This is a genomic window from Cupriavidus sp. CPT47-8839-RL05A, assembly GCF_058792255.1.
Window position 1 is genome coordinate 101,511 of sequence record NZ_JBYTEG010000017.1, and the last position, 14,163, is coordinate 115,673.

The following is a 14,163-nucleotide window of genomic DNA, read 5'->3' on the forward strand; positions in this document are numbered from 1 at the left end:
ACGCAGGTCGAAGCAGTTTGACTATCGGGAGCAGCAATGCAACGAATGACAGAGTCCACCCCGGCAAGGCGCGGCGCGCGCTTTGCCATGGCCGCAATGGCGATCGCCATTGCGGCGATCGCCGGCTGCAAGAAGGCAGACGAGCCCAAACAGCAGGCGCCTGCCGCGCAGCAGCCGGCAACGCCGGCTCCGGCAGCGGCGCCGGACACGTCCGCGACGCCGGCACAGCCGCCGGCGCAGTCCAACCTGCCGGTTGCGCCTGAAGCCGCTTCCGCGCCAGCTGCTGTCAATACGTCGGGCAAGAAGCCCAACATCCTGGTGATCTTCGGCGACGACATCGGCCAGACCAACATCAGCGCCTACAGCATGGGCGTGATGGGCTACCGCACGCCGAACATCGACCGCATCGCCCGTGAGGGGATGATGTTCACCGACTACTACGCCGAAAACAGCTGCACGGCGGGCCGCTCGTCGTTCATCACTGGCCAGTCGCCGCTGCGCACCGGTCTGTCCAAGGTGGGCGCACCGGGTGCTCCCGTCGGCCTGCAGGCTCGTGACGTGACCATTGCCGAAGCCCTCAAGCCGCTGGGCTATGCCACCGGCCAGTTCGGCAAGAACCACCTCGGCGACCGCGACGAGTATCTGCCGACCAAGCATGGCTTCGACGAGTTCTACGGCAACCTCTACCACCTGAACGCCGAGGAAGAGCCGCAGCGCCCGTACTGGCCGAAGGACAAGAACGACCCGTATGTGAAGAATTTTTCACCGCGGGGCGTGCTGCACTCCACGGCCGACGGCAAGATCGAGGATACGGGCGCACTGACCACCAAGCGCATGGAGACCATCGACGACGAGACCACCGACGCTGCGCAGAAGTTCATCACCAAGCAGGTCCAGGCCGACAAGCCGTTCTTTGTCTGGATGAACACCACCCGCATGCACGCGTTTACCCATGTGCGTCCGTCCATGCAGGGCCAGAGCGGCATGCCCGGCAACGAATACGCCGACGGCATGATCGAGCACGACGGCGACGTCGGCAAGCTGCTCAAGACGCTCGATGACCTGAAGGTCGCGGACAACACCATCGTTATTTACACCACCGACAACGGCCCCAACCAGTGGTCCTGGCCAGACGCGGCAACCACGCCGTTCCGCAGCGAGAAGGACACCAATTGGGAGGGCGCGTTCCGCGTACCGGCGATGGTCCGCTGGCCAGGCAAGATCAAGCCAGGCACCGTCAGCAACGAGATGTTCTCCGGGCTGGACTGGTTCCCGACGCTGCTGGCGGCCGCCGGCGATGGCGATATCAAGGACCGGCTGCTCAAGGGCGCGTCACTTGGCAGCAAGAACGCCAAGGTGCACCTCGACGGTTACAACCAGTTGGGATACCTGACCGGCCAGACCAACAAGGGCGCACGCAACGAGTTCTTCTACTTCAATGACGATGGCGATCTGGTGGCAATGCGCTTTGACAACTGGAAGGTCGTGTTCTGCGAGCAGACTACGCCGGGCGGTTTCCAGGTATGGCAGGACCCGTTCAAGTGCCTGCGGGTACCCAAGGTCTTCAACCTGCGCATGGACCCGTATGAGCGTGCGGATATCGTGTCTGACCAGTACAACGACTGGCTGGGCAAGAACGCGTACCTGACCGGCATGGCAACGCTGAAGGCGACGGCCTTCCTGGAGACCTTCGTCACCTATCCGCCGAGCCAGCATCCGGCGAGCTTCAGCATCGACCAGGTACGCAAGCAGGTCGACAAGAAGATTGAAGAATCGATGAAGAAGAAGTAATGCAGTCAGTCATCAGCGCCGTCCGCCTGTGACGGCAGTTGAAACCGGCGAAGGCCCACGTACGCGCGGGCCTTCGCGCCAACGGTCCAGTTCATGATCGAATCTCATGCCGCCCCGGGCGGCAATGGTGGCAAGGACGGGCGCCGGGCGCGCTCCGCGAAGACCGAATATTCCGCATCCGCCTTGGCGCTGCGGGGCAACACGGCCGACCAGACGTGGCTTTGGGCGGCCGTTTTGCTGTTTATATCCGGCACGGCCGGACTGGTTTACCAGATCGTCTGGATCCGCCAGCTGTCGCTGGTGGTGGGCGTCGACGTGCACGCGGTCACCACCGCGGTCAGCGCCTTCTTTGCCGGGCTGGCCCTGGGCGGCTGGCTGTTCGGCCGCGTGGCCGACCGCCACGGCAATCCGCTGCGCCTGTATGCGTGGCTCGAAATCGGCGTGCTGGTGCTGGGCATCGGCGCCACCGTGGCGCTGGCGCATGCGGCAGCGCCGTTCGCCTGGCTGGAGCAGCGCACCGGATGGCTGGCGTGGGCCTTGCCCTTTGTGCTGGTGATCCTGCCTGCAGCCGCCATGGGCGGCACCTTGCCGGTGCTGATGCGCGTGCTGACGCCAGGCGCCGGCCGTGTGGGCGTGCATGGCGGGCGGCTGTATGCCGCCAACACCGCCGGCGCGATCGCCGGCACGCTGCTGGCCGGCTTTGTGCTGGTGTCGCTGCTGGGCATCCTGGGCAGTGCGGTGGCGGCGGGCGTGCTCAATGGCGCCGCCGCGCTGGCGGCCTGGTTGCTGGCGGCACGTACGCGAGCTGCGGCCGAACCGGTTGCCGCCGCTGCCGGGCAAGGCGCCGCTGCCGGCGGCGATGCCGCCAACGGCCGGCTGGCGCTGGTGCTGTATGCCGCTGCCGGCGGCATTGCCCTCGGCTACGAAGTGGTCTGGTCGCAGGCCATCGTGCAGTTTCTCAGCACGCGTACCTTCGCCTTTACCGTGGTGTTGGCAACGTACCTTGCCGGCCTGGCCATTGGCAGCGCGCTGGCTGCGCGCCATGCCGACCGGGTGCGCGACCCCTGGGGCGCCTTCGGCCTGCTGGTGGCGGGGGCGGGGCTGGTGGCGTTGCTTGAATTCGTGTTGCTGGGCGAATGGCTGCTGCGTGCGCAGGGCAGCCTGTCCGCCTGGGTGCAGGGGCTGACGTCCAGCCCGCTGGTGGCGGCCTGTGCCAGCTTTGCGCTGGCGGCGCTGTCGGTCGTGTTCGTGCCCACGCTGTTGCTGGGCGCGGCGTTCCCCTTCGTGCTGCGCGTGAGCGTCGATAGCCGGCACGTCGGCGCCGGCGTCGGCAGCGTGGTGGCGCTCAATACTCTGGGCGGCATCGCCGGCACGGCGCTGGCCGGTTTCGTGCTGGTGCCTTACCTGGGGCTGGTGCACACGCTGTCGCTGCTGGCAGTGGCGGCCGCCGTGGTCGGCGTGGTGGCGGTGGCGCTGGGTAGCGGCGTGGGCCGCGTAGCGCGCTGGGCGGTGCCGATGGTCGGCGTGCTGGCGGTGCTTGCCGCCGCGCTGGCCCCTGCGGACCGGCTCGCCACGCTGCTGGCGCGGGCGCGCGGCGGCGAACTGGTGTTCTATGAGGAGGGCCGTGGCGCGACCGTGGCGGTGGTGGAGCAGACCTCGTCCAGCAACCGCTTCCGGCGCCTCTATATCCAGGGCGTCTCCAATTCAGGCGATGCCATGACCTCGCAGCGCTATATGCGGCTGCAGGCGCTGTTGCCGCTGATCGTCCATAGCGGCACGCCGAAGTCGACCCTGGTGATCGGTCTTGGCACCGGCATCACGGCAGGCGCCACGCTGGCCTGGCCTGGGCTGGAACACCGCGTGGTGGCGGAGCTGCTGCCGCCGGTGGCGCGTGCCGTGCCCAGGTTCGAGGGCAATTTCGGCGTGGCCACCGACAAGCGCATCGACATCCGCCTGCGCGATGGCCGGCGCGAGCTGCTGCAGAGCGCGCAGCAGTACGACCTGATCACCCTGGAGCCGCCGCCTCCGTCGGCGGCCGGCGTGGTCAATCTGTATTCGACCGATTTCTACCGCCTCGCGGCAGCGCGGCTGCAACCCGGCGGGCTGGTGGCGCAGTGGCTGCCGCTGCCGACGCAGAACGACGAGGACACCCGCATGCTGGTGCGCAGCTTCCTGGACGTGTTCCCGCACGCCATGCTGTGGACCACCGAGCTGCACGAGATGATGCTGGTGGGTTCGCTGTCGCCGCTGGCGCTGGATGCCGCGCGCATCCGCACGCGCTTTGAACAGCCGGAAGTTGCTGCCGCGCTGCAGGCCGTGGGGGTGCGCTCGCCGGCGGCGCTGATGGCGACCTGGGTCACCGACCGCGCCGGCCTGGACTGGTATGCGGCCGATGCGCCGGCCGTCACCGATGACCGCCCGCGCATCGAATACGCCGGCTGGGTCCGCCGCGACGCCTTCCCGGAAACCCTGTCCAGGCTGCTGTCGCTGCAAAGCGAACCGCCGCTGGCGGGCGCCGATGACGCATTCTGGCGCGACCTGCGCCGCGAGCGCGAAGTGCTGCACACCTTCTACCGCGCCGGCCTCGATGCCTACCGCGGCGACCGCGAAGCCTGGGCCAGCCATATCACGCAGGCCATGCGCGCTGATCCCGACAATCCCTACTACGCCTGGTTCGTCGGCGGCCAGTCAGCTCGCCCCGCCCGCCGCGCACCTGCTGAACCAAGGAACACGCCATGAGCGCACGCGACGACGTCCTGGCCCTGCAGCAGCGCATGGGCGAATCGATTGTGGGGCAGCAGCGCATGATCGAACGCCTGCTGCTTGGCCTGTTGGCCGATGGCCACCTGCTGGTGGAAGGGTTGCCGGGGCTGGCCAAGACGCGGGCCATCAAGATGCTGGCGCGCAACCTGGATGCGCGGCTGTCGCGGATCCAGTTCACGCCGGACCTGCTGCCCGCCGACATCACGGGCTCGGAGGTCTACTTCACCGAAGGCGGCAAGGGCGAGTTCCGCTTCCAGGCCGGCCCGGTGTTCGCCAACCTGGTGCTGGCGGACGAGGTCAACCGCTCGCCGGCCAAGGTGCAGGCGGCTCTGCTGGAAGCCATGGAGGAGCGCCAGGTCACCGTCGGAGGGACCACCCACAAGCTGGAGCCCCTGTTCCTGGTCATGGCCACGCAGAACCCCATCGAGCAGGAAGGCACCTATCCGCTGCCTGAAGCGCAGATGGACCGCTTCCTGATGCACGTCAACGTTGGCTATCCGGAGGCAGATGCTGAAGGCGAGATCGTCAGGCTGGCGCGCGGCGAGGAAGTTGCCGACGGTGCTGCAGGTACGGCGACGCAGGCGCACAAGCTTGCGCAGGACATCATCTTCGCGGCCCGTGCCGAGATTCATGCGATTCACGTGAGCGATGCCGTGGCGCGCTATGTGGTGGCACTGGTGCACGCCACGCGCGAGCCCAAGCAGGTCGACGACGATCTCGACAATTGGATCCAGATCGGAGTCAGCCCGCGCGGGTCGATCGGGCTCGACAAGGTGGCGCGGGCGCATGCGTGGCTGCGCGGGCGGGACTTCGTCACGCCGGAAGACGTGCAGGCCATCGTGCACGAAGTTTTTCGCCACCGGCTGATCCTGTCGTACGAAGCGCATGCCGCCGGCATCACGGCTGACGCTGTCATCGACCGCCTGGTGCAGCAGGTCGCCGTAGCCTGATCCGCCGGAGGCGACCGCATGCGCGCCAACCTTCGATCCCGGACCCGCTCGCCCGTGCCGGACGCCCATGACGCGGCCAGCCGCGCCACGCCGGGCGTCAGCGTGGATGCAGCGGCACTGGCCGCGCTGGAAGTGGCTGCGCGCGACTTCCACTTCCTGCCGCGCCAGCCGGTGCACAGCGTGCTGGCCGGCCGCCACGCCTCCAAGGTGCGCGGACGCGGGCTGACCTTCGAGGAACTGCGCCTGTACCTGCCCGGCGACGATATCCGCAGCATGGACTGGCGCGTGACCGCGCGCACCGGCCAGCCGCACGTGCGCGTCTACACCGAGGAAAAGGACCGCCCAGTGCTGCTGGTGGTGGACCAGCGCATCAATATGTTCTTCGGCAGCCGGCGCGCGATGAAGTCGGTCAGCGCGGCCGAGGCCGCGGCGCTGGCCGCCTGGCGCGTGCTGGCCGAAGGCGACCGCGTCGGCGGCGTGGTGTTCGGCGATGCGAAGGCCGAGGAGTTCACCCCGCGCCGCAGCCGCGAAGCCGTGCAGCAGCTGCTGGGCGGCATCGCGCGCTTCAACCAGGCCTTGCGCGCCGATGCGCCGGCGCGGCGCGCCGCGGGGCAGCTGAACGCGGCGCTGGAGCGCGCCGCGCGCATGGCGCGCCATGACTGCCTGGTTATCGTCATCAGCGATTTCGACGGCCATGACGACCGCACCCGCGACCTGATGCTGGAAATGGCCGCGCGCAACGACGTGCTGACCATCCTGGTCCACGATCCCTTCCTGATCGAGTTGCCGGAGTCCGGCCAGCTGGTGGTCAGCGACGGCGAACTGCAGGTGGAGCTGGGCTTCGGCCATGCGGCCACGCGACGCAGCATTGCGGAGTTTGTCGATACGCACGCCAAGGCGCTGCTGGACTGGCACCACGCCATCGGCGTGCCGCTGCTGCCGCTGTCGGCGGCAGAGGAAACGGCGCTGCAGCTGCGCCGGCTGCTGGGCCGCCCGCTGCAGCAGACGCCGGTGCGGCAACGCGCAGGAGCGGCGCGATGAGCCTCACGCACAGCACCGCAGCGGGCGTCGAAGACAGCACGGGCGTCGCTACGCTGGCCACCCTTGCCGACGTAGCCGTGCCGCCGCCCCCGTCGTGGGTGCCGCAAACCATCGGCTGGCCGATCGCCGGCGGCTTGCTGCTGCTGGTCCTGGCCTGGGCCGGCTGGCGCGCGTGGCGGCGCTACCGCGCCAACCGCTACCGGCGCGAGGCGCTGGCCGAACTGGCAGGACTGCCGCTGGGCGCTGACCCCGCGCACCGCGTCGCAGCGCTGCGGCAGATGGCGGCGCTGCTCAAGCGCACGGCGCTGGCCGCGTGGCCGCGCGCCCAGGTTGCCAGCCTGGCCGGCGGCGGCTGGGCCGAATTCCTGCAGGCACACGCCGGGCGCGCCCAGGATGCCGCGCCGCTGCTGGCTGCGCTGGTGCAGGACGCCGAATACCGCGACGACGCGGTGCTGGCGCAATGGCCCGAGACGCAGGTGCAGGCGGTGGCCGGCGCGTGCCGGCGCTGGATTGCGGAGCACCATGTACCAGTTTGAATACCCCTGGCTCTTCGTGCTGCTGCCGCTGCCGTTGCTGCTGTGGTGGTGGCTGCCGCCGTACCGCGAGGAAAGCCCGTCGGTGCGCCTGCCGTTCTTTGGCGAGGTGGCCAGCGCCGCCGGCCTGACCCCGGCCACCGGGGCCGTGGTGCCGCGCCGCAACCGGCTGCAATGGGTGCTGGCGCCGCTGGCGTGGGTGCTGGTGGTGACGGCGCTGGCGCGGCCGCAGTTCCTGGAGGCGCCGATCCAGAAGGTGCAGCCGGCGCGCGACCTGCTGATCGCGCTGGACCTGTCGCAGTCGATGGACACGCGCGACTTCCGCGACCCGTCCGGCGCGCTGATCCCGCGCGTGCAGGCGGTGCGGCAGGTGGTGAGTGGTTTTGTCGCCAGGCGCCCGGGCGACCGCATCGGCCTGATCGTGTTTGGCGACGCGCCGTACCCGCTGGCACCGTTCACGCTGGATCACCCACTGGTGCAGACGCTGATCACCGGCCTGCTGCCGGGCATGGCCGGGCCGAGCACGGCGCTGGGCGATGCCATCGGGCTCGGCATCAAGATGTTCGAGCACAGCGAAGCGCCCGAGAAAGTGCTGATCGTGCTGACCGACGGCAACGACACCGCCAGCCGGATGCCGCCCGAGCGCGCGGGGGGGATCGCCAGGGAGCGCAAGGTGGTGGTGCATACCATCGGCATCGGCGATCCCAATGCTTCGGGCGAGGAGAAGGTCGATCTCGGCGTACTGCAGCGGCTGGCCGCGCAGACCGGCGGGCGCTACTTCTTCGGCGCCGACCAGGCCGGGCTGGAGACCATCTACGCGACGCTGGACCGGATCACGCCGCACAACCAGAAGACCTTGTCATGGCGGCCGCGGCGCGAGCTGTTCATGTGGCCGCTGGGGGCAGCGCTGGCGCTGGTGCTGGCGTACCAGTTGCTGATGTTCGGCTACTCGGCGTGGTTGTCGCGCCCGCGCCATTCGGCTGAAAGCGCCGACGAGATGGTGAATGCCGGCGGGGAGGGGCGCTGATGCAAGCCCTGCTCGACACGCTTGCGCACTTCCATTTCCTGCGCCCGTGGTGGCTGCTGGTACTGGTGCCGGCAGCCCTGCTGGTGTGGGCGGTGCAGCGCCGCGGCGACGTGCGGCGGCGCTGGCGCCAGACCATCGCGCCGCACCTGCTCGACGCGCTGATGATCAGCGAACGCCGCCGCGTGGCGCTGCGCCCGGTCCACCTGACCGCGCTGCTGCTGGCACTCGGCGCCATCGCGCTGGCGGGGCCGAGCTGTCGGCAGGAGCGCCCGCCGTTCCTGGACGACAAGGCGCCGCTGGCGATCGCCGTGGACTTGTCGCGCACCATGGACGCAGTGGACGTCACGCCCACGCGGCTGGAGCGCGCCAAGCTCAAGATCAAGGCGCTGCTGGCGCGCCGCGACGGCGGCCGCACGGCGATCTATGCCTATGCCGGCTCCACCCACCTGGTGCTGCCGCTGACGGACGACACCAACCTGCTGCAGACCTTTGTCGATGCGCTGCAGACCCGCATCATGCCGGTGCCGGGGCGCGACATGGCACAGGCGCTGCGCACCATCGACGCCGACCTGGCGCATGAGCCGGTGCCCGGCACCATCCTGTTCCTGACCGACGGCGTGGACCCCGCCGCCGCCAGGGCCTTCCGCACGCAGGCGGACAGCGGCCGCAGCCAGCCGGTGGTGCTGGCCATCGGCACGGAACCGGGCGGGCCGCTGCGCAATGCAGAGGGCGGCTATGTCGAACAGGACGGCGCGCGCGTGTTCGCGCGGCTGGACGTGGCGGCGTTCAAGCGCTTCGGCGACGACAGCGGCGCACCGCTCGCCACCTTCACGCCCGGCAGCGACGACGACGTGGCGTGGGTGCAGCGCCATGTGCAGTCGCACCTCGAACAGATGCAGGCTGGCGACCGCACGCGCTGGAAGGATGAAGGCTGGTGGCTGGTGCTGCCGGTCACGCTGCTGGCCATGCTGTGGTTCCGCAAGGGCTGGACCGTGCGCTGGAGCGCCGGCCTGCTGCTGGCGCTGGCGCTCGCCGCACCGCAGCCGGGCTTGCGCGCACAGCAGGCCGATGCCGCGCGGCCGTGGCGCTTTGCCGACCTGTGGCTGACGCATGACCAGCAAGGCCGCCGCGCCTTCGAGCAGGGCGACTTCGCGCGCGCCGCGACGCTGTTCGACGATGCGATGTGGCGCGGCGTCGCCCAGTATCGCGCCGGCCAGTACGCGCAGGCGGTGCAGAGCTTCGCGCTGGTCGATTCACCGCAGGCCGACTACAACCAGGGTAATGCGCTGGCGCGGCAGGGTCAGTACCAGCAAGCCGCCGCGCGCTACCGCCAGGCCCTCAGGCGCCAGCCGCAATGGCCGGCGGCCACGGCCAACCTGGCACTGATGGAAAAGCTGCTGGCGCAGCAGAAGCCGAAAGACAAGCCAGAGCCCGACGACCAGGAAGAGCCCCCCGACGTGCCGCCGGATGAAATCAAGTACGACGCCGCGAAGCCGCCGGAGCAGGGCGGCCAGTCCATGCATATCGGCCTGACGCAGGACGCCGAGATGTGGATGCGCGCGATCCAGAGCACGCCGACCGACCTGCTGCAGCGCAAGTTCGCGCTGCAGCGCGGGCAGGCCGCACCGCAGCAGGGGCAGCCATGAGCGGCCGCGCCGTGTGTCAGCGCGCGTGGCTGCGGCAGCTTGCGCCGCTGGTCTTGCTGATGGCGGCATTGCTGCTGCCCTTGCTGGCGCGTGCCGCCGAGCCCATCGTGCGCGTGGAAGTGGGCGCGAAGCAGCCGGTGCTGGTCGGCCAGCAGGTCAGCATCGATGTCACCATCCTGGCGCCCAACTTCTTCATGTCGGCGCCGGCCTTCCCGGTGCTCCAGGTGCCGGGCGCCGTCGTCACCATGCCTGACCAGCGCGCGCTGAACTCGATCGAAACCATCGATGGCGTTGCCTACGCCGGCATCCGCAAGACCTATGCCTTTACCGCCGAGCAGGACGGCGACTTCGAGCTGCCATCCGCGACCGTGCGCTTCACTTATGCAGGCGACGACGGCGCGCCGCGCGAGGGCAGCGTGACCTTCCCGCCCACGCGGATCAGCGCGGGAGCCGGCGGCGCGGTGAAGGCCGGCGCCGGAACCGGAGGGCCCTTGCTGCCGGTGGCCCGGCTCACCGTGACGCAGGCGCTGGACCACGCCTCCGACGAAGGCACCGTGCGGCTGCGCGCGGGCGATGCCCTGGTGCGCACCGTCACCACCTTTGCGCCGCAGACCCAGGCCATGATGATCCATCCACCGCACGCCGCGGCGCCGCGCGGGGTGCGGGTCTTCAGCGCCGATGCGCGGCTGTCCGATCACGCCCAGGACGCGCCCGGGCCGGGCGGCACGCGCGTGGATGCCATCACCTACGTGTTCGAGCGGACCGGTACCTACACGCTGCCGGCGGTGACAGTGGATTGGGTCGATCCGATCACACGCAAGCCGGCAAAGTCCGAAGCGCCCGCGATCAAGGTGGTAGTGGCTGCCGCGCGCGCGGGCAGCGCGCTGGCCCCGGGCGGTCCGTCTGCCGGCGCGCTTCCGGGCGAGGGCGGCTTGCCCTGGCGGACGTTGCTGTGGGGGGCAGTGGGGCTGCTGGCTGTGCTGGCAGCCGGGCTGTCGTGGTGGCGTATGCGGCCGGCGCTGGCCCGGCTGCGCCAGCGGCTGGCCGAGCGCAAGCGCGCCCGCGCCGAAGGTGCCGACGCGCAGCTGGAAGCAACGCTGCAAGCCTGCCAGGCAGGCAATGCCGCTGCCGCCAGCCAGGCGCTGGGGGCATGGACGCGCGCCGCCCATGGCACCACCCCCGCAGTGTGGGCAGAGTCGCTCGGCGATGCCGCCCTTGCCGATGCCGTGACCGGCCTGCAACGCCACCTCTACGGCGCGTTGCCGGCCCAGGCCGCCTGGAATGGCACCCCGTTGGCCCAGGCCCTGCGCCGCCATGCCGCCAGGGCACCGGTGCGCCGGCACCGGCAAGCCATACGCGCACTGCCTCCGCTCAATCCCTGACAACAAGTCCCCCGCAAGCGACGCCCCCTATGAAATGCTCCGTTGATCTGTTTGCAGGCAACCCGTTGATGGTGCTCTTCATCACCGTGGGCCTGGGTTACTTCATCGGCAAGGCACGCGTGGGCCCGATCCAGCTAGGGGGAGTCTGCGGCACGCTGATCGTCGCGCTGTTCATGGGGCAGACCGGTTGCCAGATGCACGGCGAGCTCAAGGACATGGCCTTCGCGTTGTTTATCTTCGCCATGGGCTACTCCGGCGGGCCGCAGTTCTTTGCCAACCTGAACCGGTCGAGCCTGCGCTATATGGTCCTGCCGGTGGTGGAAGCCATCGTCGTGCTCGCCATCGCCATCGGTGCGGCCGCCTACCTGGGCTTCGATCCCGGCACCGCCGCCGGCCTGGCCGCCGGTGCGGCGACGGAATCGGCCGTGGTCGGCACCGCCGCCGAAGCGCTGAAGCACCTGGGGCTGGACGCCGCCACCGTGAGCCGCTACGAGGCCAATATCGCCACGGCGTATACGCTGACCTACCTGGTCGGCCTGATCAGCATTGTGTTCTTCACCAGCCAGATCGCGCCGGCCTTGCTGGGCATCGATCTGCGCAAGGCCGCCAGGGAAGTCGCCGCGAAGATGGATGCCGCGTCCGAGGACGACGTCGCGACGCAACCCGCGCTGCCGCGCCTGATCGGGCGCGCCTATTCCGTGCACCAGGCCGCCGGCATGACGGTGAGCGAGCTGCAGCAACAGGTGGGTGGCCGGGCGTCCATCGTCACGGTGCTGCGTGATGGCACCAGCATCGAGCTTGGCGATGACGACAAGGTCCAGGCCAGCGATATCCTGGCCATGGTCGGGATCCGCAGCAACCTGCTGAAGGCGGCAGCCCTGATCGGGCCCGAAGTCCTGCTGCCCGAGGCCCACACGGATGCCATCCAGCTGGTCGAAAAGCAGGTCATCGTGAACAAGCCCAGGGTCAACGGCAAGACCATCGGCGAACTGGCCCGCCTGGCCGGCGCACGCCGCCTGCGTGAAGTCTGGATCCTGCAGGTGCGGCGCTCGGGGATGTCGCTGCCGATTACGCGTTCCACGCCGCTGCAGCATGGGGATGTGGTCACCATCGTCGGCCTGGAGCCGTCGCTGTCCGAAGCCATTGCCGGAATCGGCGTGGAAGCGAAGGCAACCGAGGTCACCGACCTGGTTTTCCTGTGCGTGGGCATCCTGGCAGGCCTGCTGGTGGGAACCCTGAGCCTGAGCCTTGGCGGGATGCATATTTCGCTTGGCAGCGGGGGCGGGGCGCTGCTCAGCGGCCTGGTGTTCGGATGGATCAATTCAAGAAGGCCGTCGCGCGGCACCTTCCCGAGGTCGGCCGTGCAGATCCTGAAGGACCTGGGCCTGGCGGTCTTTGTCGCATGCGTCGGCTTGTCCGCCGGGCCGGATGCGATCTCCCTGATCCGGGAGCACGGCGCGGTGCTGCCGCTGATCGGGCTGGCCGTGTCGCTGGGGCCGGCGTGCCTGTCCTTGTGGATCGGGCACAAGATCCTGAAGATCGAAGGCCCGCTGCTGGTTGGCGCGATTGCCGGGCAGCACGTGAGCACCCCGGCGATCAGCGCCATCCTGGCCGCCAGCCACAGCTCGGTGCCGTTGCTGGGCTACACCATTACCTATGCCATTGCCAACGTGCTGCTGCCGGTGCTGGGGCCGATCATTATTTCGCTGGCGTTCAAGTTCACTTAGCTGACATGTGCGCATGAAGGGCCGGTGCCGGCCTACGCATAATCGAGCGGCAGCGCCGTGGTGTACTTGATCTGCTCCATCGCAAAGCTGGAACTGACGTCTGCCAGCTCGGCGCCCTGGATCAGCTTCTTGTAGACGCGGTCGTAGGCGGCAATATCCGGCACCACCACGCGCAGCAGGTAGTCGGTATCGCCGGCCATGCGGTAGAACTCGGTCACTTCCGGGATCGATGCCACCAGCCCGTGGAACTGCGCCAGCCATTTCACGTTGTGCTGGCTGGTGCGGACCGAGACAAAGACCGTGACCCCGGCATTGAGCTTGTCGGCGTCGAGCAGTGCCACGCGTTTGCGGATCAGACCGGCGTCTTCCAGCCGCTGGATCCGGCGCCAGCATGGCGTCGAGGTCAGGCCGACGCGTTCGCCGATCTCTGCCACCGGCACGGTGGCGTCTTCCTGCAGGATGGCGAGAATCTGTTTGTCGTAGCGGTCCATGGCGCGTAGCGGTTCAGGTGAGGGTGGGCAGGCGCGCGCATGCGGCGCGGCTACGCGCGGAAAAAGCTAGGCGTCGGCGGTCGCCACCAGCAGGTTCACGCCGGTGGCAATGTGGTCGCGGTGCACGCCGTAGAGGTGCAGGGACACGGCGATCTCGTCGCTGGCATTGCCCAGCGCATGGATATGCTGCAGCCCGGCCGGCACGCTGAAGGTATCGCCGGCCATGCGCGTGACGGTGTTGGCATGGCGCGCCTGCCGGCTGGCGGGATCCCACCGGTAGTGCTGCTCGCTCAGCGTGCCGCGCAGCACGCGGTAGGCACACCAGGTGCGATGGCCGTGCACGGGGCTGGCCTGGCCCGGGCGCCAGACCAGCACCATCGCCGAGAAGCGCTCCAGCGGGTCGGCATGGACCAGGTGGCGGGCATAGGTATCCGGCTTGCCGAGCAGGGCGCCTGGCGGCAGTGTTGCAAGCAGCGTGTCGGTGTCCGGCAGGTGCATGGCGATGTGGCCGGCCACCATGCGCGCGCTGTGGGCGAAGGTGGCCTCGAGATTGAGCGCCAGCTGGTCGAGCGGCGCGGCTGGCGAGGGGAGATGCGGGAGAGTTGCCGGAGGGGCGGCAGTCAGGGGAGATCCGGTCGGCATGGCAGGCACCTTGGTCTTGTTCTGGGTACGTGTCCATGATATTTGCGGGCAGGAGCACAGGCGTGCGAACTGTCGTTCAAAATCGACAGGAATTGTAATTCTATTCCTCAGATCAGCATATCCTTAGAATCAGATGCTCGAATCAGGTCGGGGCAGGTGGTTGGACAGCT

General features: G+C 69.1%; 11 protein-coding genes. 9 read left to right on the top strand and 2 right to left on the bottom strand.

Going from position 1 to position 14,163, the window contains the following annotated elements; genetic code table 11:
• The first annotated feature begins 45 nt into the window (after positions 1 to 45).
• The 9 genes from AC3WVS_RS21095 to aspT all read left to right on the top strand — a co-directional run bounded on the left by AC3WVS_RS21095 (position 46) and on the right by aspT (position 12,860).
• Positions 46 to 1,791 carry an arylsulfatase gene (locus tag AC3WVS_RS21095; protein ID WP_492320210.1) on the top strand — a complete coding sequence of 582 codons (1,746 nt, stop codon included), beginning with the start codon at positions 46 to 48 and terminating at the stop codon, positions 1,789 to 1,791.
• 93 nt (positions 1,792 to 1,884) lie between these two features.
• Positions 1,885 to 4,530, top strand: coding sequence for a fused MFS/spermidine synthase (locus AC3WVS_RS21100; protein ID WP_492320211.1), 2,646 nt, complete (start codon positions 1,885 to 1,887; stop codon positions 4,528 to 4,530).
• Positions 4,527 to 5,504 (top strand): AAA family ATPase, encoded by a 978-nt coding sequence (locus tag AC3WVS_RS21105; RefSeq protein ID WP_492320212.1) that lies wholly within the window; start codon positions 4,527 to 4,529, stop codon positions 5,502 to 5,504. The genes AC3WVS_RS21100 and AC3WVS_RS21105 overlap by 4 nt, the downstream gene beginning before the upstream one ends.
• 18 nt (positions 5,505 to 5,522) lie before the next feature.
• Positions 5,523 to 6,545 (top strand): DUF58 domain-containing protein, encoded by a 1,023-nt coding sequence (locus AC3WVS_RS21110; RefSeq protein ID WP_492320213.1) that lies wholly within the window; start codon positions 5,523 to 5,525, stop codon positions 6,543 to 6,545.
• Positions 6,542 to 7,081 (top strand): DUF4381 domain-containing protein, encoded by a 540-nt coding sequence (locus AC3WVS_RS21115; protein WP_492320214.1) that lies wholly within the window; start codon positions 6,542 to 6,544, stop codon positions 7,079 to 7,081. Before AC3WVS_RS21110 ends, AC3WVS_RS21115 begins: the two co-directional genes overlap by 4 nt.
• Positions 7,068 to 8,105, top strand: coding sequence for a vWA domain-containing protein (locus AC3WVS_RS21120; RefSeq protein WP_492320215.1), 1,038 nt, complete (start codon positions 7,068 to 7,070; stop codon positions 8,103 to 8,105). The genes AC3WVS_RS21115 and AC3WVS_RS21120 overlap by 14 nt, the downstream gene beginning before the upstream one ends.
• Positions 8,105 to 9,751: a VWA domain-containing protein gene (locus AC3WVS_RS21125; protein ID WP_492320216.1), complete on the top strand. Its 1,647-nt coding sequence runs from the start codon at positions 8,105 to 8,107 to the stop codon at positions 9,749 to 9,751. The genes AC3WVS_RS21120 and AC3WVS_RS21125 overlap by 1 nt, the downstream gene beginning before the upstream one ends.
• On the top strand, positions 9,748 to 11,133 hold the full coding sequence (locus tag AC3WVS_RS21130; protein ID WP_492320217.1) for a BatD family protein: 1,386 nt from the start codon (positions 9,748 to 9,750) through the stop codon (positions 11,131 to 11,133). The genes AC3WVS_RS21125 and AC3WVS_RS21130 overlap by 4 nt, the downstream gene beginning before the upstream one ends.
• A gap of 29 nt (positions 11,134 to 11,162) precedes the next feature.
• Positions 11,163 to 12,860, top strand: coding sequence for an aspartate-alanine antiporter (aspT, locus tag AC3WVS_RS21135; RefSeq protein ID WP_492320218.1), 1,698 nt, complete (start codon positions 11,163 to 11,165; stop codon positions 12,858 to 12,860).
• Between the two features lie 32 nt (positions 12,861 to 12,892).
• On the opposite strand, the gene AC3WVS_RS21140 is transcribed toward aspT, so the two are convergent.
• Together AC3WVS_RS21140 and AC3WVS_RS21145 are read right to left on the bottom strand one after the other, a co-directional pair.
• Positions 12,893 to 13,351, bottom strand: a complete 459-nt coding sequence (locus AC3WVS_RS21140; protein ID WP_010811575.1) for an Lrp/AsnC family transcriptional regulator — start codon at positions 13,349 to 13,351, stop codon at positions 12,893 to 12,895.
• A 66-nt stretch (positions 13,352 to 13,417) separates the two neighbouring features.
• A complete protein-coding gene (locus tag AC3WVS_RS21145; RefSeq protein ID WP_492320219.1) occupies positions 13,418 to 13,993 on the bottom strand; it encodes a cysteine dioxygenase family protein in 576 nt (191 codons plus the stop codon).
• Positions 13,994 to 14,163: the final 170 nt, after the last annotated feature.